A 23,508-nucleotide genomic window follows, 5' to 3' on the forward strand; every position below is an offset into this window, starting at 1 on the left:
GCCCGTGGGGCGGTGGCGGCGGCGGCGGCAAGACCCCGCCCGACCTCGAGGAACTCCTGCGGCGCAGCCAGGACCGGCTGCGCGGCGTGCTCCCGGGCGGCTCCTTCGGCGGCGGCCGCGGCCTCCTGATCGCCGGCGGCATCGTGGTCGCCGTCTGGCTCGCCACCGGGTTCTACACCGTGGCGCCGCAGCAGGTCGGCATCGAGACCGTCTTCGGCCGCTACACCAGCACCACCGGCCAGGGCCTGAACTACAACTTCCCGGCTCCCATCGGCGCCGTGACCAAGCCCAATGTCGGCCAGGTCAACAGCGTGCAGATCGGCTACCGCGCCGGCCTCGGCAACCAGGCCCGCACCGTCGACAAGCCCGAGGAGAGCCTGATGCTCACCGGCGACGAGAACATCGTCGACCTCGACTTCGAGGTGCAGTGGCGCATCAACCCCCTGAAGGCCTCCGACTTCGTCTTCAACCTCGAGAATCCCGAGGGCACGATCAAGGCCATCGCCGAGAGCGCGATGCGCGAAGTGGTCGGCCGCCGCAACATCCAGCCGATCCTCACCAACGAGCAGTCGAGCGTCGCCCAGGAGGTCCGCGAGATCACCCAGAAGGCCCTCGACGAGTACGGCGCCGGCGTGCGCATCGAGCTCGTGCAGCTCGTCAGCGTGCAGCCTCCGCCGGAGGTGCGGCCCGCCTTCTTCGACGTGAACGCCGCCCAGCAGGACGCCGAGCGCGCCAAGAACGACGCGCGTACCTACGAGAGCCGCGAGGTTCCGCAGGCCCGCGGTAAGGCCGCCCAGATCGTCCAGGCGGCGGAGGCCTACAAGACGCAGTCCACCGCCGACGCGACCGGCCAGGCCTCCCGCTTCAGCCAGGTCTACGAATCCTACAGGATCGCGCCGGTCATCAGCCGCGAGCGCATCTTCCTCGAAACGATGGAGCGGGTCCTGGGCTCGGTCAACAAGGTGATCATCGATCAGAACGGGGCCGGCGCCGGGTCAGGCGCCAGCGCCGCCGGCGTCCTGCCGGTGCTGCCGCTCACCGAGTTCGGTCCCCGCAACGCTGCCGGTGGAGTGGCCCGATGAACAACCAAGCCCTCCGCACCGGCCTGATGATCGCGGCCGCCGCCATCGTCGTCGGCCTCTACGCCTCGGTCTTCACCGTGGGCCAGATGCAGCAGGCCCTGGTGCTGCGCTTCGGCGGCGTCCGCGCCGTCCTGAACCAGACCGGCACCGACAAGCCCGGGCTCTACTTCAAGCTCCCGTTCTTCGAGAACGTCGTCCTGTTCGACAAGCGGGTGCTCGATCTCGACCTGCCGGTGCAGACCCTGCTGACCACCGACCGCCAGAACCTCGAGGTGGACGCCTTCGCGCGCTACCGGATCGTCGATCCGCTGAAGTTCTACCAGTCGGCCAACAACATCGCCCGCGCCAACACCCTCCTGGCGAGCTTCACCAACTCGGCCCTGCGCAACCTGCTCGCCCGCTCGACCCGCGACGCCATCGTGCGGACCCAGCGCGCCGAGCTGATGAACCAGATCCAGGCCGACGTGAACCGGCAGGCGAAGGAGCTCGGCGTCGAGATCGTCGACCTGCGCATGACCCGCGTCGACCTCCCGGCCCAGAACAGCTCGGCGGTCTACAAGCGCATGACGACGGAGCGCCAGCGCGAGGCGGCCGACATCCGCGCCACCGGCGAGCAGGCCGCGGTGACGATCAAGGCCAAGGCCGACCGCGACGTCACCGTGCTGCTCTCGGAGGCCAACCAGACGGCCGAGACCCTGCGCGGCCAGGGCGACGCCGACAAGAACCGCATCCTGGCGGAAGCCTACGGCAAGGACGCGGACTTCTTCAGCTTCTACCGCTCCATGCAGGCCTACGAGACCGGCCTGAAGGGCTCCGACACCCGGCTGGTGATCAGCCCCTCGTCGGACTTCTTCCGGTACTTCAGCGATCCGCAGGGCCGGACCCCCGCGAGCCCGGCCGCCCGCACGCGGGCGCCGGCGGAGCCCGGCACGACGGGCAGCACCCGCTGACGGGACCCGACCACATGCCGGCGGCGAACCCTCGGTTCGCCGCCGGACTCTTGATCGGGGACCGGCGCGGACGATCTAAGACCGTCCAGACACACATGAGGTCGACCATGCTTCCCGTCGCGAGCGCCGTCCGGGCGCCCCGTTCCCGAGCGCTCCAGCGCAGCCTGCGCTCCGCCCTCGCCGCCGCGGCGCTGGCGACCTCCCTGGCCGTGACCGGCGCCCCGGCGCCGGCCTTCGCCAAGGGCCCCGAATCCCTGGCCGACCTCGCCGACCAGGTCACCGACGCCGTGGTCAACATCTCGGCCTCGACCACCGTCGACGCGCGCCCCAGCACCCGTTCCGGCCCGCAGCTGCCCCAGGGCACGCCCTTCGAGGACCTGTTCGAGGAGTTCTTCAACAAGCGCGGCCAGCGCGGCGGCGCCGGTGGCGACCGCAGCGAGGCGGAGCGCCCGCGCCAGCGCAAGTCCAACTCCCTCGGCTCGGGCTTCATCATCGACGCCTCCGGCATCGTGGTGACGAACAACCACGTCATCGGCGACGCCAACGACATCCAGGTCATCCTGCACAACGGCACCAAGCTGAAGGCCGAGATCATCGGCAAGGATGCCAAGATCGATCTCGCGGTGCTGCGGGTGAAGCCGGAAGCCGGCAAGCCCCTGAAGGCCGTGCCGTTCGGCGATTCCGAGAAGATGCGCCCGGGCGACTGGGTCATCGCCATCGGCAACCCGTTCGGCCTCGGCGGCTCGGTCTCGGCCGGCATCGTCTCGGCGCGCGGCCGCAACATCGAGTCCGGCCCCTACGACAACTACATCCAGACCGACGCGGCCATCAACAAGGGCAATTCCGGCGGGCCGCTGTTCAACATGAACGGCGAGGTCATCGGCATCAACACCGCGATCCTGTCGCCCACCGGCGGCTCGGTCGGCATCGGTTTCGCGGTTCCGTCGAACAACGCCTCCCAGGTCATCGACCAGCTGCGCGAGTTCGGCGAGGTCCGCCGCGGCTGGCTCGGCGTGCGCATCCAGAACGTCGACGAGACCACGGCCGAAGCCCTCGACATGAAGGACGGGGTCAAGGGCGCGCTCGTGGCCGGCGTCGACGAGAAGGGCCCGGCCAAGGCCGCCGGCCTCGAGATCGGCGACGTCATCGTCAAGTTCAACGGCACGGCGGTGAAGTCGTCCAGCGACCTGCCGCGCATCGTCGCCTCGACCCCGGTCGGCAAGACCGTGGACGTGCTGGTGATCCGCAAGGGCGCCGAGACCACGAAGTCCGTCACCCTCGGCCGGCTGGAAGACACCGAGAAGCCGACCCTGGCCAGCGTCAAGCAGCCCGAGCCGGAGAGCGCGGTGCGCCAGGTGCTCGGCCTCAACCTCTCGGGCATCACCGACGAGGCGCGCAAGCGCTACAGCCTCAAGGACGGCCTGAAGGGCGTCCTCGTCACCCGCGTCGATCCGAACTCCACGGCGGCCGACAAGCAGATCAAGCCGGGCGAGGTCATCGTCGAGGTCGGCCAGGAGGCGGTGAGCGCGCCGGCCGACGTCAGCAAGCGCATCGACCAGCTCAAGAAGGACGGTCGCAAGTCCGTCCTGCTCCTGGTCGCCAGCGCGAGCGGCGACGTCCGCTTCGTGGCGCTGGGGATCGACTGATCCGTCCTGCCACGGTGACGCGACGAAGCCGCCGCCCGAGAGGGCGGCGGTTTTGTTTTGGTAGGTGGGGCTACTCCGATTCGCAGCCGGCCGATTCACCGGCCGAAGCATGTCCCGTCGCTCCCCGTCATCCCGGGGCCGCGCAGCGGAGCCCGGGATTCAGAAGCACAGGTGGCGCAAGGTCTTGCAGGGTCAGCGGCTCTGGATTGCACGCCGTTGGCGCGCCCCTTCGGGTCCGGGTTCGCCTGCGGCGACCCGGAATGACGGTGTGGTGTCGGATGTGTCCAGGCCGGAAACCCGCGCGCAGCACCATGTCATCCCGGGGCCGCCTACGGCACCTCCGCATGCCGGCGCCGCTCAGCCCACGAATTCGGCCGAGGCATAACCCTGCAGGTAGAGCAGGGCCGTGAGGTCGCCGTGGTCGATGCGCACCTGCGCGGCGGCCGCCACCTTGGGCTTGGCCCGGAAGGCGACGCCGAGGCCGGCCTCGCCGAGCATGTCGAGGTCGTTGGCGCCGTCCCCCACCGCCAGGGTTTCGGCGGCGTCGAGGCCGAGGCGGCCGCGCAGGGCGATCAGGGTCGCGCGCTTGGTCTCCTTGTCGACGATCGGCTCGATGACCTCGCCGGTGAGCCGGCCGTCACGGACACCGAGGGTGGTGGCGTGGGCCTCGTCGAAGCCGATCCGGGCCGAGACCGGACCGGTGAACAGGGTGAAGCCCCCCGAGATCAGGCAGGTATGGGTGCCGTGCGCCTTCATGGTCTGCACCAGGGTGCGTCCGCCCGGCGTCAGGGTGATGCGCTCGGCGATCAGCGCGTCGATCTTGTCCACGGGCACGTCGCGCAGCAGGGCGACCCGCTCGCGCAGGGCCGGGCCGAAGGCGATCTCGCCCCGCATGGCCCGCTCGGTGATGGCGGCGACATGGTCCTTCAGCCCGATCGTGTCGGCGAGTTCGTCGATGCATTCCTGCTCGATCATGGTCGAGTCCATGTCGGCCAGGAACAGGCGCTTGCGCCGGTGCGGACCGGCGCTCAGGACCGCGACGTCGATCGGCTCGGAGGCGAGCGCCGCGCGCAGGCGGCGCGCGAGCGCCGGCGCATCCGCCTCGGCGCCCGGCACCAGGACTTCCGCGGCGACCTCGCCGTGCAGGATGCGGGGCTGGTGCTCCGTGCGCATCACCGCCCGGGTCTCGGCCAAGACCGCATCGGTGATGGCGGGGCGGCTCTCGTTTGCTATCAGGATCGCGACGAGGGTCATCCGGGAGCTTTCCACGCCAGTGCCGCCGGTCACGCAACGCGCGCACGCGCACACCCCGCCGGCGGCGATCCTCATCGCAGGGCCGACCGCCTCGGGCAAGTCGGGTCTGGCGCTGGCGCTGGCGCGCGCGCTCGGCGGTGTGGTGGTCAACACCGACTCGATGCAGGTCTATGCCGACCTGCGCCGGCTCTCGGCCCGGCCGAGCGCGGACGAGGAGGCCGAGGCGCCCCACCGCCTCTACGGCCATGTCGACGGGGCGGTGAACTACTCGGCCGGGCACTTCGCCCGCGAGGCCGCGCCGCTGATCGGGGCGCTTCGCGCGGCGGGCCGCCTGCCGATCTTCGTCGGCGGCACCGGCCTGTATTTCCGGGCGCTGGAGGAGGGGCTGTCGGAGTTGCCGCCGGTGCCGGACGCGGTCCGCGCGGCCCTGCGGGCGCGGGCCGAGGGCCGGGCGACGGAGGACCTGCACGCCGACCTGGCCGCCCGCGACCCCGCCGGGGCGGAAGCCCTGCGCCCGAGCGACCGGGCGCGGGTGATGCGCGCCCTCGAGGTGTTCGCGGCGACCGGCCGGCCGATCGCGGATTTCCAGGGCGCGCGCACGCCCGGGCCGCTCGCCGGCCTGCCGCTCCTGAAGCTGTTCCTGGCCCCCGAGCGCGAGGCCCTGCGCCGGGCCATCGACGCCCGCTTCGAGGCGATGATCGCGCACGGGGCGCTCGGCGAGGTCGAGGCCCTGCGCGACCGGCGCCTCGATCCGCTGCTGCCGATCATGCGCGCCCATGGGGTGCCGGGCCTGATCGCCCATCTCGACGGGACGCTCTCCCGGGCGGAGGCGATCCGGCGCGGGCAGGGCGACACCCGGCGCTACGCCAAGCGCCAGTTCACCTGGTTCCGGCACCAGATGGGCACCGATTGGCTCTGGACGCCGCCCGAGGAGGCCCTCGGGCGGGCCCAGGCGGCGCTCACTTCTCCAGGCGGGCGATGAGGGACGAGGTGTCCCAGCGGTTGCCGCCCAGGCCCTGCACGTCGGCGTAGAACTGGTCGACCAGGGCGGTGACGGGGAGTTGGGCGCCGTTGCGCCGGGCCTCGGCCAGGAGGATGCCGAGATCCTTGCGCATCCAGTCCACGGCGAAGCCGAAGTCGAACTTGCCCGCGTTCATGGTCTTGCCGCGGTTCTCCATCTGCCAGGAGCCGGCGGCGCCCTTGGAGATCACCTCCAGCACGGCCTCGACGTCGAGATGAGCCCGCTTGGCGAAGTGCACCGCCTCGGACAGGCCCTGGACCAGGCCCGCGATGGCGATCTGGTTGACCATCTTGGTGAGCTGGCCGGAGCCGGCCGGGCCCATCAGGCGGCTGGCGCGGGCAAAGCACAGGATGGCGGGCTCGACCGCCGCGTAGGTCTCGGCCTCGCCGCCGCACATCACGGTGAGCGCCGCGTTCTCGGCGCCCGCCTGGCCGCCGGAGACGGGGGCGTCGATGAAGCCGAGGCCGGCGGCCTTCGCGGCATCGGCGAGCTCGCGGGCGACCTCGGCCGAGGCGGTGGTGTGGTCGACGAAGATCGCGCCCTTGTCCATGCCCGCGAAGGCGCCGTCCGCGCCGAGGGTGACGCTGCGCAGATCCTCGTCGTTGCCCACGCAGGCGAAGACGATGGCCTGGCCCTTCGCGGCCTCGCGCGGGGTGGCCGCGAAGGCGCCGCCATGGGCGGCGACCCAGGCCTCCGCCTTGGCGGTGGTGCGGTTGTAGACGGTGACCTCATGGCCCTTGGCGGCGAGGTGGCGGGCCATCGGGCCGCCCATCACGCCGAGGCCCAGAAACGCTACCTTCGCCATCGTCATCTCCGCTCGTATCCTGAATACGAGCTGGGTCTAGGAGCGATGCCCGCGGGGGTCAAACCGAGGCGGGGACTTATCCGCCGGTGACGCTCATGTGGCGCGGCACGGCGGCCGGTCGGGCGCGCTCGATGACGAAGTCGTGGCCCTTGGGCTTGCGCGCGATGGCGTCGATCACCGCCTGGGTCACTAGGGCGTCGTCGGGGGAGGCGCGCAGGGCCGCCCGGAGATCGGCGGCGTCCTCCTGGCCGAGGCACATGTAGAGCTTGCCGGTGCAGGTCAGGCGCACCCGGTTGCAGCTCTCGCAGAAATTGTGGGTGAGCGGCGTGATGAAGCCGAGGCGGCCGCCGGTCTCGGCGATGCGCACGTAGCGGGCCGGGCCGCCGGTGCGGTCGGGCAGGGGGGTCATGGTGTAGCGCTGCTCGAGCCGGGCGCGGGCGACCGAGAGGGGCAGGAACTGATCGGTGCGGTCGCCCTCGATCTCGCCGAGCGGCATCACCTCGATCAGCGTCATGTCCATGCCGTCGCCGTGCGCCCAGGCGATCATGTCGGCGATCTCGTCCTCGTTGACGCCCTTGAGCGCCACGGCGTTGATCTTGACCTTGATGCCGGCCTTGCGCGCCGTCTCGATGCCGTCGAGCACGACCTTGAGGTCGCCCCGGCGGGTCACCGCCCGGAACTTGTCCGGGTCGAGGGTGTCGAGGGAGACGTTGACGCGGCGCACGCCGAGTTCGGCGAGCTCCGGCGCGAAGCGGCCGAGCTGCGTGCCGTTGGTGGTCATCGTCAGCTCTTCCAGCGCCCCCGTGTCGAGGTGGCGGGACAGGCGCCGGAACAGGTGCATGATGTCGCGCCGGACCAGGGGCTCGCCGCCGGTGATGCGCAATTTGCGCACGCCGCGCTGGATGAACACGGCGCAGAGCCGGTCCAGTTCTTCCAGGGAGAGCAGGTCGCGCTTGGGCAGGAACTGCATGTCGTCCGACATGCAGTACACGCAACGCAGGTCGCAGCGATCGGTGACCGAGATGCGCAGGTAGGTAATCGCCCGCTGAAACGGGTCGATCAGCGGCGCCGGAGCGACCGGGGCGGCATCGTCGGTGGCGCGGGGACCCCACATGCGGGTTTCTGTGCTCTGTCGGGGTGAGGAAACGTTGGCGCGGTCGCGTGACGAACCTAACATGGCACGTCATATGAGGTCTCGCACCCTCGCGGGCAAGTTTGCGTCCGTCGCAGGAGCCATGCAAGGCAGGCGTCCGGCGATCCCCATCGCCGACGCCGCCGGAAGGACGTCACCATGAACCAACAGGCTGTCGATCCGCATGCGGCCCCGGCCGCTCCCGAGCGCTGGCCCACCGAGATCCGTCTCTCGGGCGACAAGCGCACCCTCAACGTCGCCTTCGAGGATGGCGGCCGCTTCGCCTTGCCGGCGGAGTATCTCCGGGTCTCGAGCCCCTCGGCCGAGGTCCAGGGTCACTCGCCCTCCGAGCGCAAGGTCGTCGGCGGCAAGCGCGACGTGGCGATCCTCAAGGTCGAGCCGATCGGCAACTACGCCGTCAAGCTGACCTTCGACGACATGCACGATACCGGCCTCTACGGCTGGGGCTACCTCTACGACCTCGGGCGCGAGTACCGGAACCGCTGGGCCACCTACCTGTCCGAGCTGGAAGACCGGGGCCTGAGCCGCGACCCCGTGCGCCGGAGTGCGAAGCCGGCCGCACCGCCCAGCGAGACGGGCGGAAGCTGCGGCAGCGGCTGCGGCTGCCACTGAACGGATCGGATCGCCGCCCGGACGGCCGCTACGGGACACTCGTGACATGACGCCTTCGACCAGCCCGGCGACCAGCCGGCGCGTCCTCGCGCTCGCCCTGCCGATGACGCTCGCCAACGTGACGACGCCGCTCCTCGGCTTCGTCGGCGCCACCGTGATCGGCCGGCTCGGCGATGCCGCGCTCCTCGGGGCGATGGCGCTGGGCGCCGTGATCTTCGACGCGATCTTCTGGTCGTTCGGCTCCCTGCGCATGGCCACGGCCGGGCTCACTGCCCAGGCGGTGGGGGCGCACGACGCGGCGGAAGTCGACCGGACGCTGGCCCGCGCCCTGGCGGCGGCGCTGGTCGTCGGGCTGGTCATCGTGGGGCTGCAGGGCCCGATCGGCCGGGCCGCCTTCTCCCTGAGCGGCGCGAGCCCGGCCGTGATCGCCGCCCTGGCGGCCTATTTCCACATCCGCATCTTCGCCGCCCCCTTCACCCTGGCGAACTACGCCATCCTCGGCTCCGTGCTCGGGCGCGGGCGCACCGATCTCGGGCTGATCCTGCAGGTCGCCATCAACCTCACCAACATCGTCCTCACCCTCGTCTTCGTCCTCGGGGCGGACATGAGCGTCGCCGGCGCCGGGCTCGCCACCCTGATCGCCGAGGCGGCGGGCGCCGGCCTCGGTCTGGTCCTGCTGGCGCGGCTCGGCTCGCGGCCCTTCGCGGTGCCGCTCCGGGTGGTGCGCGATCCCCTGGCGCTCGCCCGGATGCTCAGCGTCAACGCCGACGTGATGATCCGCACCCTGCTGCTGGTCGGCTGCATCACCCTGTTCTCGGCGCTGGGCGCCCGCTCCGGCGACGTGGTGCTGGCGGCCAATGCCGTCCTGTGGAATCTCTTCATGATCGGCGGCTTCTTCCTCGACGGCTTCGCCACCGCCGCCGAAACCCTGTGCGGGCAGGCGGTGGGCGCCCGGGACGAGGCCCGCTTCCGCCGCGCCGCGCGCTTGAGCCTGCTCTGGTGCCTGGCCTTCGGCGGCGCCATCGCGGGCGGGTTCCTCGTCGCCGGCAACGCCTTCATCGACGCGGTGACGACGAGCCCGGAGGTGCGTGCCATGGCCCGGCTCTACCTGCTGCCGGCGGCGCTCGCCCCGCTGATGGCGGCCGTGCCCTTCGCCTTCGACGGCATCTATATCGGCGCCACCTGGACGCGGGCGATGCGCAACCTGATGCTCGTCGCGACCGCGCTCTACGGCGTCGCCCTCTTTTCCGCCCATGCGGCGGGCCTCGGCAACGGGGGCCTGTGGCTCTCGTTCCTGATTCTGCTGGCCGGCCGCGGGATCAGCCAGGCGCTGGCCTATCCCGGGCTCACGCGCCGGACCTTCGCCCCGGCGGGCACGATTCCGCTGGACAAGCGGACCGGCGCATACACGCCCGCCTGAGACGGAACCGGACGTCGAAGCGGTTCGATACCGACGGGCTAGGGCGTTTCTTCGCGTTCGACAAGGCAAAGGGCCTGACAATAGGAAAGATCTACTTGCCGGCGCAGGTAGATCCTCAGTTTGGAATTGTTCTCATTCAGAAACGTGACGAAAAAGCCTCTTTGCTTGTGTAATCGTCTGGTCTACGCGCTAGCCACGATGCGCAAGAATCTCCGCTCCTCCCTCGCCCTGGCCCTCCTGCTCACCGGCGCCGTCTCCCTCGGGAACGCGGCCCAGGCGAAGGAGACGCCGATCGGCCCGCACGTGACCCAGAACGGGATCGAGGTGGGTGCCGTCTACCTGCAGCCGATCGAGATGGACCCGCCGGACATGATGCGCGCGGCCGCGCAGTCCGACATCCATCTCGAGGCCGACATCCACGCCGCAAAGGACAACCGCAACGGCTTCGCCGAGGGCGACTGGGTTCCCTCCCTGACGGTCAGCTTCGAGATCACCAAGCTGGAGGGCGAGGCCGCCACCGGCCCGAAGGTCACCGGCTCGCTGATGCCGATGGTCGCCAATGACGGCCCGCATTACGGCGACAACGTCAAGCTCTCCGGGCCCGGCCGCTACCGCCTGAAGCTCACCGTCGCACCCCCCGGCCCGCACAGCCATTTCGGCCGCCACGTCGACAAGGAGACCGGCGTCGCCGAGTGGTTCAAGCCCTTCGACCTGATCCAGGACTTCACCTTCGCGGGCATCGGCAAGAAGGGAGCCTACTGAGCCCCATGGCCGTTCTCCGCCGTATCCTGGCCTGCGCCTTCGCGGGCGGTCTCCTCGCCGCCTCTCCGGCCTGCGCAGAAGACCTGCCGGTCATCAAGGTCGAGATGAAGGACGGGACCATCGTCCCGAACGTCATCGAGGTCCCGGCCAACACCCGGTTCAAGCTCGAGATCACCAACACGGGCACGAGCCCGGTGGAGTTCGAGAGCGTCGAGCTGAAGCGGGAGAAGGCGCTCGCCGCGGGCGCGACCTCCTCCATCGTCTTCCGCACCGTCGATCCGGGCAGCTACGACGTGTTCGACGATTTCCACCCCAACGCCAAGGCCACCCTGGTGGCGAAGTGAAGCGGTCTCGATAACCCTGGCGAAGCCCACCGGAATGGCAGTCTCGACGTCCATCAAGCCGCAAGACGTCCGCACGCCGCGCGACGCCCGGGACGCCTGGATCGACGCGAAGCTCGCGGATCTCGGGGCCTGGATGCAGCGCCACGGCGGCACGATCCGCACCATCCAGTGGGGCGTGGTCGCCGTCTACCTCGTGCTGGTCGCGGTGCCGGCCTTCCTGCCGCTGCCCGACCGCAGCGCGCACCTGTGGAACAACCTGACGGTCTTCGCCCAGTTCGCCTTCTGGGGGATCTGGTGGCCCTTCGTGCTGGTCAGCATGGTGGTGGTCGGCCGGGCCTGGTGCGGTATCCTCTGCCCCGAGGGCGCGCTCACCGAGTTCGCCAGCCGCTGGAGCCTCGGCCGCGCCGTGCCGCGCTGGATCACCTGGGGCGGCTGGCCCTTCGTCGCCTTCGCCGGCACCACGGTCTACGGCCAGATGGTCAGCGTCTACGGCTATCCGAAGCCGGTGCTGGCGGTGCTCGGCGGCTCCACCGTGGCGGCGATCGCCGTCGGGCTGCTCTACGGCCGCAACAAGCGGGTCTGGTGCCGCTACCTCTGCCCCGTCAACGGCGTCTTCGCGGTGCTCGCCAAGCTCGCGCCGGTGAGCTTCCAGGTGGATCACGCCGCCTGGGCCGCCTCGCCCAAGCCCCGCGGGGCCACCGCGTCCAAGCCCCGCGGGGACGCGTTCAATTGCGCGCCGCTGGTTCCGGTCAAGACCATGAACGGGGCGGGCGCCTGCCACATGTGCGGGCGCTGCTCGGGCTATCGCGGGGCCGTGCGCCTCGCCCGGCGCTCGCCCACCCACGAGATCGTCCACGTCGCCGGCACCGAGCCGAGCCTCGACCAGACCATGCTGATCCTGTTCGGCATGATGGGCCTGGCCGTCGGCGCCTTCCAGTGGTCCTCGAGCCCCTGGTTCATCGACGTCAAACAGGCGCTGGCGACCTGGCTGATCGAGCGCGGCACGACCTGGCCCCTCGAGACCACGCTGCCCTGGTACATCCTGACGAACTACCCCGAGCACAACGACGTGCTCAGCCTCCTCGATGGCGGGCTGCTGCTCGGCTACATCGCGACCGCCGCGATCGTCCTCGGCCTCTCGCTCTCGGGCCTCGTGGCCCTGGCGACCCTGTCCCTGGGCTGGTCGCGGGCGCGCTTCCACCACCTCACCCAGACGCTGATCCCGGTGGCGGGCTGCGGCGTCTTCCTCGGCCTCTCGGCGCTGACCGTCACCTTCCTGCGCGGCGACGGCATCCTCATCCCCTACGTCTCGGAGATGCGGGCCGCCCTGCTCCTCGGCACCAGCCTGTGGAGCGTCTGGCTCGCCTGGTCGGTGGCCGGCCTCTCGGCGCGGGGCCTGCGCCGCGCGGGCGCGACCCTCGGCATCGCCGCCGCCTGCGCCCTCTCGGTCTCGGGCTGGGTGCTGCTGTTCTGGATCTGGTAGGGCGCGCCGCGAACCCGGCCGCGCCCGCGAACGTGAAAAAGGAATCCTCCGCATGATCGGAGCCTTCGTCATCGCCTTCCGCGAAGTCATCGAGGCGGGCCTCATCATCGGCATCGTGCTGGCCGCCACCCGCGGCATCGCCGGGCGCGGCCGCTGGATCGGCCTCGGCGTCCTCGGCGGCCTCGCCGGGGCCGCCCTGGTGGCTTTGTTCGCCGAGAAGATCTCCGACGCCTTCGAGGGGGCGGGCCAGGAGATCCTCAATGCCGGCGTGCTGATCGTCGCCGTGCTGATGCTGATCTGGCACAACACCTGGATGGCCAAGCACGGGCGCGAGCTCGCGGGCGAATTGCGGGCCGCCGGCGAGGCGGTGCGCACCGGCCAGAGCGCGGCCGCGGGCCTCGCCCTCGTCGTCGGCGCCGCGATCCTGCGCGAGGGCGCCGAACTCGTGCTGTTCCTCTACGGCCTCGTCGCCTCCGGCACCTCGGGGCCCGACATCCAGTTCGGCGCCCTGGCCGGCGTCGCCGTCGGCGCGGCCACCTCCTCGGTGAGCTATTTCGGCCTCGCGGCGATCCCGACCCGCTACGTCTTCTCGGTGACGAGCGGGCTCATCGTCCTGCTGGCGGCGGGCCTCGCGGCCCAGGCCGCGCAGTTCCTGACCAATGCGGGCCTGATCACCGTGCTCGACCGGCCCCTCTGGAACACCTCCGCCGTCCTGCGGGAGGACAGCCTCGTCGGCCGCGTGCTCCACGCCCTCGTGGGCTACACCGACCGGCCCAGCGCCATGCAGGTGCTGGTCTATCTCGGCACCATCCTGGTCATGGTCGCGCTGATGCAGGTCTCGTCCGCCGGCAAACGCCGGCAGCTCCGCGCGGCCTGAGCCCATGCACGTCAGCCACGCCCCCGATGCGCCGGCCGCCCCGGCCATCACCTTCGACGCCTTCCTGGCGGTGGACATCCGGGTCGGCACGGTGGTGTCGGCCGAGCCCTTCCCGGAGGCGCGCAAGCCGGCCCTGAAGCTCGTCATCGATTTCGGGCCGGCGATCGGCATCAAGCGCTCCAGCGCGCAGATCACCGAGCATTACCGGGCCGAGGACCTGCCCGGCCGGCAGGTCGCCGCCGTGGTGAACTTCCCGCCGCGCCAGATCGGCAAGTTCCTGTCCGAGGTGCTGACCCTCGGATTCGCCGACGCGGACGGCGCCGTCGTGCTGTTCCGACCGGACCAGGCGGTGCCGGACGGCAGCCGCCTGTTCTGAGGGGCAGCCAAGCCGCGGGACGCTTGCCGAGGGCGCGGTTTTTCGCCATCCCTGTCCGCATGAGCGACCTCGGACAGGACGATTCCGGCATCGAGTGGGACGACGGGTTCGCCCATCAATTGCTGGGCGCGACCCTCTTCGTCGGCGTCACCTATCTCGACCACGACGGAACCCTGATCCGGCGCGAGCAGGTCTTCGGCCGGGTCGAGACGGTCGATCCCGAGGCCGGCATCACCATCCGGCCCTTCGACGGCGCGGCCCCCTTCACGATGGTGCCGATCCTCGAAGCCATCGAGCCGGCCGATCCCGGCGCGTACCAGCTCTCGCCCGGGGACCCGGTGGTCGAGAACCCCGACTACACGGTGATCTTCAGCCTCACGGCGCCGCTCCGCCATTAGGAGTGTCCCGCTCAGCGGCGCAGAGGGGCGGCCTTGGTCCATTCGGCCAGCCGGGCGGCGAGGGCCGGCCCCTCGCCGGACAGGACCACGATCTTGAGCCGGGCCGTCTCGCCGGAGACGATCCGCACGTCGGACCGGCGCAGCTTCAGGGCCTTGGCCAGATAGGCTATCAGCGCCGCGTTGGCGGCGCCCTCGACGGGTGGCGCGGCCACCCGCACCTGCAGGGCGACGCGCCCCTCGGCATCCGCGACCAGGCCGTCCAGCCCGTCGCGGTTCGCCCGTGGCGTCAGCCGCAGGGCGAGGCGGACCCCCTCCGGGATCACCTGATAGGGCTCGCTCATCCGTCTCCGATCCGGGACCCCGTCCCTGCGCGTCCCCGCGGGGGCTCGCGGCCGCGCACCGGGTTCGCGTGCATTGCAACAGAATCGCTGGAATGCCACGGCATTCCGACCGTATCGGGGTGTCCGTGCGGGCGTGTTGCACTAAGCTTCAGCGAAAACCACGGGAACGCGACATGTCCGACCTCCGCCTGCGCCGCAGCGTGCTCTATATGCCCGGTTCGAACCAGAGGGCGCTCGACAAGGCGAAGACCCTGGCGGCCGATTCGCTGATCCTCGACCTGGAGGACGCGGTGGCGCCCGACGCCAAGGAGATCGCCCGCGAGCAGGTCTGCGCCGCCGTGAAGGGCGGCGGCTACGGCGAGCGCGAGATCATCATCCGCGTCAACGCCCCCCAGACGCCCTGGGGCGAGGCCGACCTGAAGGCGGCGATCGAGGCGCGCCCCGACGCGATCCTGATGCCCAAGGTGTCCTCGCCGGCCGTGCTGGAGAGCATCGCCAACCATCTCGAGGCCCTCGACGCCCCCGAGAGCATCGCCGTCTGGGCGATGATCGAGACCCCGGCGGCGATCCTGAACATCCAGGAGATCGCCAAGGCGCGCCGCGACCGGCGCACCCGCCTGACCTGCTTCGTGCTCGGCACCAACGATCTGGCCAAGGACACCTGGGCCCAGCTCGTGCCCGGCCGCGTGCCGATGCTGCCCTGGATGATGTTCACCCTGGCGGCCGCCCGGGCCGAGGGTCTGACCATCCTCGACGGCGTCTGGAACGACATCGAGGACGTGGCGGGCTGCCGGGCCGAGTGCCAGCAGGCCCGCGACCTCGGCTTCGACGGCAAGACCCTGATCCACCCCAACCAGCTCGAGCCGGCCAACACGTGCTTTGCCCCCTCCGACGAGGAGGTCCGCCGCGCCCGCCTGGTCATCGAGGCCTTCGACCGCGAGGAGAACGCCAAGCGCGGCGCGATCAAGATCGAGGGCCGCATGTACGAGCGCCAGCACATCGGCATGGCCCGCCGGGCGGTGAACTGGCGCGAGGCGATCGCCGCCAAGGGGTATTGAGGGCGGGGCCGGCCCGATGGTCCTCGACCTTCCATTCGCGGATCGCCCGTATCCGGCGCGGCCAACCACGGGTGGACTGCGTTGATCGTCGAGATCCCGGGTGAGATCACGTTCTCGCGGACCTACAACATCCCGCCGATTTCGGTGTCGCTCCCGCTGGCCGCCCGGGCCCGCACGTTCGGGCAGATCGCGATCACCGCCATCGCGTGGTGCTGCATGATGCCCACGCTGGTGTTGTTTGTGATGCTGCTCTGGCACGCCTTGACGGTGGCGGCCGATCCAGGCGGATCGGTCCTGGTCCTGTGCGCCCTGGCGTTCCTGTTGCTTGGTTTCATGCCGAAGGCCCTCTTCGGGCTGGAAGATCTGACCCGGGCGGGCCCGACCCTGATCCTCAATTCCGATGGCGTCACCGACCGGCGTTCCGGGCAAACCCTTCGCTGGACGGACGTGGCGACCGCGCGGATCGTTCCGAGGAGGAATGGGTGCGGGGTTCGCCTGGGCCTGCATACGCCCCTTCCGCCCCGGCGCCTGTTCGATCGCGGTGGGACGGGCCTGCTCGGGCGTCGAAGACCGGATGTGTACAACGTCGACATCACCAGCCTCGACGTCCGCCAGCACGTGCTCGGGCAGACGATGCTCGCGCTCGTGGCCGCCAATGGCGGGAGGGTAGAGCGCTGAGCGCCCCTATGGGGCGCGCAACGCAGCGGGGCAGGGCTGCGTCCCGCCCCTGCGCTGGAACACCGCCCGGCGCCGCTGCTTGTCCCGGCTGAAGCCCGGCGTGCCTGCGCCCGGCGCCCTCCAGGACAAAGCCGACCGCATGAGCCCGATCCTCGAACCCTTCACCCTGGGCGACCTCACCCTGAAGAACCGCGTCGTGATGGCGCCGCTGACCCGGAGCCGCTCCTCCACCGAGGGCGTGCCGCCGGACTTCGCCGTGGATTACTACGCCCAGCGCGCCAATGCCGGCCTCATCATCAGCGAGGCCACCAACATCTCGCCCCAGGCGGTCGGCTACGCCTACACCCCCGGCATCTGGAGTGAGGCGCAGGTCGAGGCCTGGAAGCCGGTCACCGCCGGGGTCCACGCCAATGGCGGCCTGATCTTCCTGCAGCTCTGGCACACCGGCCGGATCTCGCATCCCGACGTGCAGCCGAACGGGCAATTGCCGGTGGCACCCTCGGCGCTCAGGCCCGAAGGCACGGCCTTCACCGAATCCGGCATGCAGCCGCACGTGACTCCGCGCGCGCTGGAGGCGGACGAGATCCCGGGCATCGTCGCGGACTACCGCCGGGCCGCCGAGAACGCCAAGCGCGCCGGCTTCGACGGGGTCGAGATCCACTCGGCCAACAACTATCTGCTCGAACAGTTCGTGCGTGATTCCACCAACCATCGCACCGACGAGTACGGCGGCACGATCGAGAATCGCCTGCGCTTTCCGCTGGCGGTGGTGAAGGCGGTCACCGAGGTCTGGGGCGGCGGCCATCGCGTCGGCATCCGCCTGTCGCCGGCCACCACCGAGCCCGGCAAGACCCCCCTCGACAGCGACCCGAAGGCGACCTTCGGCGCCTACGTGGAGGCCCTCAACGCCTTCGGCCTGCTCTACGTCCACACCATCGAGGGCGTGACGCAGCAGACCCGCGAGGTGCCGGACGCGGTCGATTTCGGCCAGATCCGCAAGCGCTTCCAGGGCGCCTATATCGGCAACAACCAGTACACCCTGGAACTGGCCGAGAAGGACCTCGCCGAGGGCCGCGCCGACCTCTTCAGCTTCGGCCGCCCCTACATCGCCAATCCGGACCTGGTGCAGCGCCTGGCGACCGGCGCGCCGCTGGCCGAGGCCCCGAAGTCCTACTGGTACGGCGGCGGCGCCAACGGCTACTCGGACTGGCCGGGCATGAACGGGCCGGTGGCGATCAAGCGCTGAGCGCGGGGTAGGGCGCATCGGGTGTCGTTGCGCCACCCGCCCCCCGCTGCGGAGCAGGCGGGAGAGGGGGCGCCCTCTCCGGACAAGGGGCTCCCCCTCACCCGACCCGCTTCGCGGGCCACCCTCTCCCGCAGAGGGGAGAGGGATCGCGCGGCGAGCGCTCCCGATCGTCGGTCAGGCGGGCGGTATCCGCGTGCGAAGAGGCGCGTTGCCCCGACGTCACCCGTGCAGCTGCGCCAGCACCGCATCCCCCGCCGGGCTGGCAACGTAGCGGGTGCGCTGGGTCCGCGCGTTCCGGTCGGTCAGGGCGAGGAGTCCCGCCTCGCTCGCCAGGGTCTCGACGGCGCGCAGGACGAGCGCGTGTTCGAGGCCGAACACCCGCGCGAAGCTGCGGCTGTCGCCGGCGAGATCGAGATGGAGGGCGGCGAGGATGCCGGCCTCCAGGGTGGAGAGGCCGGGCTGGAGGGCGGCGACCGAATCGGTGACCGCGAGGAAGGTCTCCGCGTCGGCCGGCGGTTCACTCATGCGGCGGCCGGTCGGCGCAGGCGGACCAGCACCGACTTCGAGGTCGGCGTGTCGCTCTCCGCGCCGAAGGTCGAGAGCGGCACGAGGACGTTGAGCTCCGGATAATAGCCGGCCAGCGACCCGCGCGGCATGTCGAAGGGCACGAGGCGGAAATTCTCGGCCACCCGCGTGACGCCGTCCGCGTGGGTGCCGACGATGTCGACCCGGTCGCCGGTCCGGGCCCGGATTTCGGCCAGGTCGTCCGGATGGGCGAAGACCACCCGGCGCTCGCCGTAGACGCCGCGGTAGCGGTCGTCGAGGCCGTAGATCGTGGTGTTGTACTGGTCGTGGCTGCGGAAGGTTTGGAGCACGAAGGTGTCGGCCCCGCGCCGCGCCTGCTGGTGCTCCGTCGCCTCCGGGAGCGAGCCGGCGGAGAAGTTGGCCCGGCCGGTCGGCGTCTCGAAGCTGCGCTCGGCGGCGAGGTTCTTCAGCATGAAGCCGCGCGGGCGCCGGACACGCAGGTTGTAGCCGGTAAAGCCCGGGATCGTGCGCTCGATCAGGTCGCGGATGCGGTCGTAATCGTCGGCAAGCGCCGCCCAGTCCACCCGCGCCGAGCCCACGGTCGCCGCCGCCATCCCGGCGATGATGCCGATCTCGGAGCGCAGTTCGGGCGAGGCCGGCTTGTTGATGCCGCCTGAGCCGTGGACCATGCTCATGGAATCCTCGACCGTGACGATCTGGGTCTTGCCCTTCGCATTCCGGTCGATCTCGGTGCGGCCGAGGCAGGGCAGCAGATAGGCGACGCGGCCCGGCACGAGGTGCGAATGGTTGAGCTTCGTCGCGATGTGGACGGTGAGTTCGCAGGACGACAGGGCCTTGGCCACCAGGGCGGTGTCCGGCGTCGCCCGGGCGAAGTTTCCGCCCAGACCGATGAAGGCCTTCGACGAACCGTCGAGCATGGCGCCGATGGCGGCCAGCACGTTGTGCCCGTGCCGGCGCGGGGCGGGGAAGCCGAAGGTCCGCTCCAGGGCGTCGAGGAGGGCGGCCGGGGGCTTCTCGTTGATGCCCACCGTGCGGTCGCCCTGCACGTTGGAATGGCCGCGCACGGGGCACAGGCCCGTGCCGGGGCGCCCGACATGGCCGCGCAGGAGCATGACGTTGGTGAGTTCGCGGATGGTGGCGACCGAGTGGCGGTGCTGGGTCACGCCCATCGCCCAGGTGCAGATCACCTTGTCGGCGGCGAGATAGACCTCGGCCGCGGTCTCGATGTCGGCCCGGGAGAGGCCGGACTGGTCCTCGATGGCGTCCCAGGACGTGGCATCGACGGCGGTCCGGTAGGCCTCGTAGTCCGCCGTGTGGTTGCGCAGGAAGGTCCGGTCGAGCCGCGTGGGCTGGCCGGCGGCGAGCGCCGCGTCGTCGGCCGCGAACACCGCCTTGGCGATGCCCCGGAACGCCGCCATGTCGCCGCCGAGGCGCGGCTGGTAGTAGTGGCTCGCCACCGGCGCGCTGGCGCCGCGCAGCATCTCCACGGTGTTCTGCGGGTCGGCGAAGCGTTCGAGCCCGCGCTCGCGCACGGGGTTGAACACCACGACCTTCGCGCCGCGCTGGGCCGCGCGCCGCAGGTCGCCGAGCATGCGCGGATGGTTGGTGCCGGGGTTCTGCCCGACCACGAAGATGGCGTCGGCCTTCTCGAAATCCTCCAGGAGCACGGTGCCCTTGCCGACGCCGATGGCCGCCTGCAGGGCGATGCCGCTGGCCTCGTGGCACATGTTGGAGCAGTCGGGGAAGTTGTTGGTGCCGTAGTGCCGGGCGAAGAGCTGGTAGAGGTAGGCGGCCTCGTTGGAGGCGCGGCCCGAGGTGTAGAACTCGGCCTGGTCCGGGTGGTCGAGCCCGCGCAGAGTGGCACCGATCTCCGCGAAGGCGGCGTCCCAGGTGGTGGCGACGTAGCGGTCGCGCGACGCGTCGTAGCGCATCGGATGGGTCAGGCGGCCCTCGCCCTCCAGGGCGTAGTCGGTCCAGCCGCGCAGCTCGGTCACGGTGTGGCGGGCGAAGAACTTCGGCGGCGTGCGCTTGTCGGTGGCCTCCCAGGAGACCGCCTTCACGCCGTTCTCGCAGAACTCGAAGGAGGAGCCGTGCGCCGGGTCGCCCCAGGCGCAGCCCGGGCAGTCGAAGCCGTCGGGCTGGTTGGCCTTCAGCATGGCGCGGGCGCCCGAGAGCGGGGCCCGGCTGCCGAGCAGGTGCTTGCCGCAGCTCTTCAGGGCCCCCCAGCCGCCGGCGGCGGACGAACGCTTCGGGGTCGCGACCGGGTGATCCATGAACGGGTCTCTGGGACGGGCCCGCGCGGCCGAGGATCGGTCGCGGAACGGAGCCTAGCCGCCCAGCGATATCGCGATGCGGCGCGGGCACTCAATCACGCGAAAACGCAGGCCAGTCATGCCGTTAGGGGTCCCATGCGTTTTTTGCAGAGCCGGTGACCGGCAGGTTAAAATCGTTCTGAGCCGCATTGCGGGAGACCGGGTGGCCCGTCGCCGGGGCCGCTCCCTGGCGAAGCGCCGGCCGATCGCCTAACCCTCGGGCCGAAACGGCGGCGGAGACGCCCGGGATGCGGGAGCGCGGGACATGAGGACGCCGGTGAGGATCTTCGCGGCGGCGGCCGTCGCCCTCGCGGTCGGCCTCGCGGTGATGGCGCATGACCGCCAGATCGGCGCCGAATGGGCCGTGTCGGCCGAGCAGATCGCCGACGCGCGGGCCTATGGCAAGCCCGGGGTCGAGCTCCCGCCCGGCCACATGGTCACCGAGCCCCAGCGCAGCGAGGGCGCGGAGCGGCTTCCCCTGAAGTGGATCCTGCTCGGCCTCGCGGCCGGCGGCGCGGTGCTGGCCGGAACCGGGCATCGGCGCGAGCCTGTGCGAAAACCGGACGGCCGGCGCTGAGGGTCTCCTGTCGCGCACCGGGCACACCGGCCCGAAAACCACGCGCGGCCATTGACGCTGCCGCGGCCCATCGGGCCTCCTGTCCCGCGACGGTTCCTCGGTCACGAGGATCAAAAGGGAACGCGGTGAGGGTGTGAGCCCGAGGCCGCGGCTGCCCCCGCAACTGTGAGCGGCGAGCCCCTCATCAGCACGTCACTGGGCCCATCCGGCCTGGGAAGACGATGAGAGGGCGGTGACCCGCGAGCCAGGAGACCTGCCGTCAGTCGTGGTCACACGCGAAACGCATCGGGCGGGGTGTCCCGGTGGGTGTCGGGGTGGATGCCGTGCGGCATCCGGGCCGGCCTCGTTCGCGGTGACGTGCCACAGACGTCGCTCGAGGTCTTATGCCGTCCTCCCGTTCCGGGTCGCTGACCCGTCCAAGCCCTGCCTTGCGATGTCCTGCCTTGCGATCCTGGCTGCTGGCCTCCTGTGCCGGCCTCGCCTGCTGCGGCGCCGGGGTCCGGAGCGCCGTCGCCCAGTCCGCGCAGGCGGACCTCGCCGAACTCTCCGTGACGGCCGAGGCCCCGGCCACCGGCGGCAGCGGACCGGCCGCCCATGCGGGCTTCGTCGGCGGCGTCACCGGCATCGGGGGCGGCCTGCGGACCGTCGATGCGGCGAGCGCCGGCATCCTCTCGGGCGCGGCGCTCAACAGCCGGCCGATCACCCGGCCGGGCGAGGCCCTGGAGAGCGTGCCCGGCCTCATCGTCACCCAGCATTCCGGCGAGGGGAAGGCCAACCAGTTCTTCCTGCGCGGGTTCAACCTCGACCACGGCACTGACATCGCGCTTCACGTGGACGGCATGCCGGTGAACATGCGCACCCACGCCCACGGCCAGGGCTACGCCGATCTGAACTTTCTCATCCCCGAGCTCGTCGGCGCGGTGGAGTTCCACAAGGGACCCTACTTCGTCCGGGACGGCGACTTCGCCTCGGCCGGCTCGGTGCGGATCGACTATCTCGACACGGTCGATAAGAACCTCGCCCTGACCTCCTTCGGCAGCTTCGGCTACAAGCGCGCGCTCAGCATCGCCTCCGCGCCCCTCGGCGCCGGCAACCTTCTGGTCGCCGGCGAGGCCCAGACCTATGACGGGCCCTGGGACGTGCCGGACCGGCTCGCCAAGCTCAACGGCGTCGTCCGCTACAGCCAGGGCACGGCCCTCGACGGCTTCGCGGTCACGGGCATGGCCTACTGGGCGAAGTGGAACGCCACCAACCAGATCCCGGAGCGGGCGGTCGCGGAGGGGATCATCGGCCGCTTCGGCAGCCTGAACCCCACGGATGGCGGCGACACCGGCCGCTTCTCGCTCTCGGGCCGCTGGAGCCGGACGAGCGAGGCCGGCATCACCCGGGCGAGCGCCTACGTGATCCGCTACGGGATGAACCTGTTCAACGACTTCACCTATTTCCTCAACGACCCGGTCGCCGGCGACCAGTTCCGCCAGCGCGACAGCCGCGTTCTCGGCGGCGGCGAGGTCAGCCACACCGTCCCGGGCAGCCTGTTCGACTTGCCCATGGAGAACGAGTTCGGCCTCCAGACCCGCACCGACGACATCCGGGTCGGCCTCTTCAACACCGCCGCGCGGCAGTACCGCTCGACCGTGCTGGACGACCGGGTGCTGGAGGCGAGCGCCGCGTTCTACGTCGAGAACCGGGTGCGCTGGACCGACTGGCTGCGCACCAGCCTGGGCTTCCGCGCCGACGGGTTCTACGCCGATGTCCGCTCGGACACGCCGGCCAATTCCGGGCGCGCCCGGGACGGCATCGTCAATCCGAAGCTCGGCCTGGTGCTCGGGCCCTGGTTCGACACCGAATTGTTCGTGAACTACGGCGGCGGCTTCCATTCCAACGACGCCCGCGGCGTCACCGCCACCGTCGACCCGACGAGCCCGCTGTTCAACATCAGCCGCTCGCCCTTCCTCGTGCCCTCCACGGGCTCCGAGATCGGCCTGCGCAACCGCAGCCTCGCTGGGCTGGAGACGGCGGTGACGTTGTTCCAGCTCGATTTCGCCTCCGAGAACCTGTTCCAGGGCGACAGCGGCACCACCGAGCCGAGCCGCCCCACCCGCCGCTTCGGCGTCGAGTGGACCAATCGCTACGCGGTGACGCCCTGGCTCTCCCTGGAGGGCGATCTCACGGTGACCCATGCCCGCTTCGCGGACCGGGACCCCGTCGGCAACCGGGTTCCCGAGGCGCCGACCACGATCGCCTCGGCCGGCTTCACCTTCGGCGCGGGGCCGGGCTGGTTCGGGTCGATGCGGTTCCGCTATTTCGGGCCGCGACCGCTGATCGAGGACAATTCGGTGCGCTCGCGCCCGACCGCCCTCGTCAACGGCCGGGTCGGCTACACCTTCGACAACGGGGTCAGCCTGTCCCTCGACGTGCTGAACCTGACCAACGCCAAGGCCGACCAGATCACCTACTTCTACACCTCGCGCCTGCCCGGCGAGGCGGCGGACGGCGTCGCCGACCGCCATTTCCATCCGGTCGAGCCGACGGCGGTACGCCTGACCCTGGCGGGGCGGTTCTAG

Annotated in this window: 23 protein-coding genes and 1 riboswitch; of the genes, 17 read left to right on the forward strand and 6 right to left on the reverse strand. The window is 70.9% G+C overall.

Features of this window, described 5'->3' with window-relative positions; translation table 11 throughout:
- The 3 genes from hflK to AC3WLN_RS16050 all read left to right on the forward strand — a co-directional run.
- Positions 1-1,082 (forward strand): FtsH protease activity modulator HflK (hflK, locus tag AC3WLN_RS16040; protein ID WP_492482838.1); only part of this gene is annotated, 1,082 nt, incomplete at its 5' end.
- Entirely contained in the window at positions 1,079-2,032 is a 954-nt protein-coding gene (gene hflC / locus AC3WLN_RS16045) for a protease modulator HflC (protein ID WP_492482840.1), read from the forward strand. The genes hflK and hflC, both read left to right, overlap by 4 nt.
- 107 nt (positions 2,033-2,139) lie before the next feature.
- Positions 2,140-3,678, forward strand: a complete 1,539-nt coding sequence (locus tag AC3WLN_RS16050; RefSeq protein ID WP_492482841.1) for a DegQ family serine endoprotease — start codon at positions 2,140-2,142, stop codon at positions 3,676-3,678.
- A 357-nt stretch (positions 3,679-4,035) separates the two neighbouring features.
- Here AC3WLN_RS16050 and serB read toward each other — a convergent pair whose 3' ends face one another.
- A complete protein-coding gene (gene serB, locus AC3WLN_RS16055; RefSeq protein ID WP_492482843.1) occupies positions 4,036-4,932 on the reverse strand; it encodes a phosphoserine phosphatase SerB in 897 nt (298 codons plus the stop codon).
- Between the two features lie 19 nt (positions 4,933-4,951).
- Here serB and miaA point away from each other — a divergent pair, with 19 nt between their 5' ends.
- Positions 4,952-5,914 (forward strand): tRNA (adenosine(37)-N6)-dimethylallyltransferase MiaA, encoded by a 963-nt coding sequence (miaA, locus tag AC3WLN_RS16060; RefSeq protein WP_492482845.1) that lies wholly within the window; start codon positions 4,952-4,954, stop codon positions 5,912-5,914.
- On the opposite strand, the gene AC3WLN_RS16065 is transcribed toward miaA, so the two are convergent.
- Together AC3WLN_RS16065 and moaA are read right to left on the reverse strand one after the other, a co-directional pair.
- Entirely contained in the window at positions 5,892-6,764 is an 873-nt protein-coding gene (locus tag AC3WLN_RS16065) for an NAD(P)-dependent oxidoreductase (protein WP_492482847.1), read from the reverse strand. The genes miaA and AC3WLN_RS16065 overlap by 23 nt on opposite strands.
- A gap of 70 nt (positions 6,765-6,834) precedes the next feature.
- Positions 6,835-7,872 carry a GTP 3',8-cyclase MoaA gene (moaA, locus tag AC3WLN_RS16070; RefSeq protein WP_492482849.1) on the reverse strand — a complete coding sequence of 346 codons (1,038 nt, stop codon included), beginning with the start codon at positions 7,870-7,872 and terminating at the stop codon, positions 6,835-6,837.
- 177 nt (positions 7,873-8,049) lie between these two features.
- Between moaA and AC3WLN_RS16075 the strand changes: the two genes are divergently transcribed.
- The 8 genes from AC3WLN_RS16075 to AC3WLN_RS16110 all read left to right on the forward strand — a co-directional run bounded on the left by AC3WLN_RS16075 (position 8,050) and on the right by AC3WLN_RS16110 (position 14,183).
- On the forward strand, positions 8,050-8,523 hold the full coding sequence (locus tag AC3WLN_RS16075) for a gamma-butyrobetaine hydroxylase family protein (protein WP_492482851.1): 474 nt from the start codon (positions 8,050-8,052) through the stop codon (positions 8,521-8,523).
- A 46-nt stretch (positions 8,524-8,569) separates the two neighbouring features.
- Positions 8,570-9,943: an MATE family efflux transporter gene (locus AC3WLN_RS16080; protein ID WP_492482853.1), complete on the forward strand. Its 1,374-nt coding sequence runs from the start codon at positions 8,570-8,572 to the stop codon at positions 9,941-9,943.
- 198 nt (positions 9,944-10,141) lie between these two features.
- Entirely contained in the window at positions 10,142-10,705 is a 564-nt protein-coding gene (locus AC3WLN_RS16085) for an iron transporter (RefSeq protein ID WP_492482855.1), read from the forward strand.
- Between the two features lie 5 nt (positions 10,706-10,710).
- Entirely contained in the window at positions 10,711-11,049 is a 339-nt protein-coding gene (locus tag AC3WLN_RS16090; RefSeq protein WP_492482857.1) for a cupredoxin domain-containing protein, read from the forward strand.
- A gap of 34 nt (positions 11,050-11,083) precedes the next feature.
- Positions 11,084-12,532, forward strand: a complete 1,449-nt coding sequence (locus tag AC3WLN_RS16095; RefSeq protein ID WP_492482859.1) for a 4Fe-4S binding protein — start codon at positions 11,084-11,086, stop codon at positions 12,530-12,532.
- 52 nt (positions 12,533-12,584) lie between these two features.
- Positions 12,585-13,409 carry an FTR1 family iron permease gene (locus AC3WLN_RS16100; protein WP_492482861.1) on the forward strand — a complete coding sequence of 275 codons (825 nt, stop codon included), beginning with the start codon at positions 12,585-12,587 and terminating at the stop codon, positions 13,407-13,409.
- Between the two features lie 4 nt (positions 13,410-13,413).
- Positions 13,414-13,785 carry a tRNA-binding protein gene (locus AC3WLN_RS16105; RefSeq protein WP_492482863.1) on the forward strand — a complete coding sequence of 124 codons (372 nt, stop codon included), beginning with the start codon at positions 13,414-13,416 and terminating at the stop codon, positions 13,783-13,785.
- 59 nt (positions 13,786-13,844) lie between these two features.
- Positions 13,845-14,183: a hypothetical protein gene (locus AC3WLN_RS16110; RefSeq protein ID WP_492482865.1), complete on the forward strand. Its 339-nt coding sequence runs from the start codon at positions 13,845-13,847 to the stop codon at positions 14,181-14,183.
- An 11-nt stretch (positions 14,184-14,194) separates the two neighbouring features.
- Here AC3WLN_RS16110 and AC3WLN_RS16115 read toward each other — a convergent pair whose 3' ends face one another.
- Positions 14,195-14,524 carry a DUF167 domain-containing protein gene (locus AC3WLN_RS16115; protein ID WP_463770204.1) on the reverse strand — a complete coding sequence of 110 codons (330 nt, stop codon included), beginning with the start codon at positions 14,522-14,524 and terminating at the stop codon, positions 14,195-14,197.
- Positions 14,525-14,697: 173 nt separating this feature from the next.
- On the opposite strand from AC3WLN_RS16115, the gene AC3WLN_RS16120 reads away from it, so the two are divergent.
- The 3 genes from AC3WLN_RS16120 to AC3WLN_RS16130 all read left to right on the forward strand — a co-directional run bounded on the left by AC3WLN_RS16120 (position 14,698) and on the right by AC3WLN_RS16130 (position 17,506).
- Complete coding sequence (locus AC3WLN_RS16120) at positions 14,698-15,582, forward strand: HpcH/HpaI aldolase/citrate lyase family protein (RefSeq protein WP_243915540.1); 885 nt, start codon at positions 14,698-14,700, stop codon at positions 15,580-15,582.
- Positions 15,583-15,663: 81 nt separating this feature from the next.
- Positions 15,664-16,260: a hypothetical protein gene (locus AC3WLN_RS16125; protein ID WP_492482868.1), complete on the forward strand. Its 597-nt coding sequence runs from the start codon at positions 15,664-15,666 to the stop codon at positions 16,258-16,260.
- Between the two features lie 139 nt (positions 16,261-16,399).
- Complete coding sequence (locus tag AC3WLN_RS16130; RefSeq protein WP_492482870.1) at positions 16,400-17,506, forward strand: alkene reductase; 1,107 nt, start codon at positions 16,400-16,402, stop codon at positions 17,504-17,506.
- Between the two features lie 219 nt (positions 17,507-17,725).
- Here AC3WLN_RS16130 and AC3WLN_RS16135 read toward each other — a convergent pair whose 3' ends face one another.
- Positions 17,726-18,031: a hypothetical protein gene (locus tag AC3WLN_RS16135; protein WP_492482872.1), complete on the reverse strand. Its 306-nt coding sequence runs from the start codon at positions 18,029-18,031 to the stop codon at positions 17,726-17,728.
- The gene (locus tag AC3WLN_RS16140; RefSeq protein WP_492482874.1) at positions 18,028-20,325 is read right to left on the reverse strand and encodes an FdhF/YdeP family oxidoreductase; all 2,298 of its coding nucleotides are present in this window, start codon (positions 20,323-20,325) and stop codon (positions 18,028-18,030) included. Before AC3WLN_RS16140 ends, AC3WLN_RS16135 begins: the two co-directional genes overlap by 4 nt.
- A 304-nt stretch (positions 20,326-20,629) precedes the next feature.
- Here AC3WLN_RS16140 and AC3WLN_RS16145 point away from each other — a divergent pair, with 304 nt between their 5' ends.
- Positions 20,630-20,941, forward strand: coding sequence for a hypothetical protein (locus AC3WLN_RS16145; protein ID WP_492482876.1), 312 nt, complete (start codon positions 20,630-20,632; stop codon positions 20,939-20,941).
- Positions 20,942-21,016: 75 nt separating this feature from the next.
- Positions 21,017-21,216: riboswitch (cobalamin riboswitch) on the forward strand.
- A 273-nt stretch (positions 21,217-21,489) separates the two neighbouring features.
- On the forward strand, positions 21,490-23,508 hold the full coding sequence (locus AC3WLN_RS16150) for a TonB-dependent receptor (protein WP_492482894.1): 2,019 nt from the start codon (positions 21,490-21,492) through the stop codon (positions 23,506-23,508).

The sequence above is a fragment of the Methylobacterium sp. FW306-05-D genome (assembly GCF_058782155.1).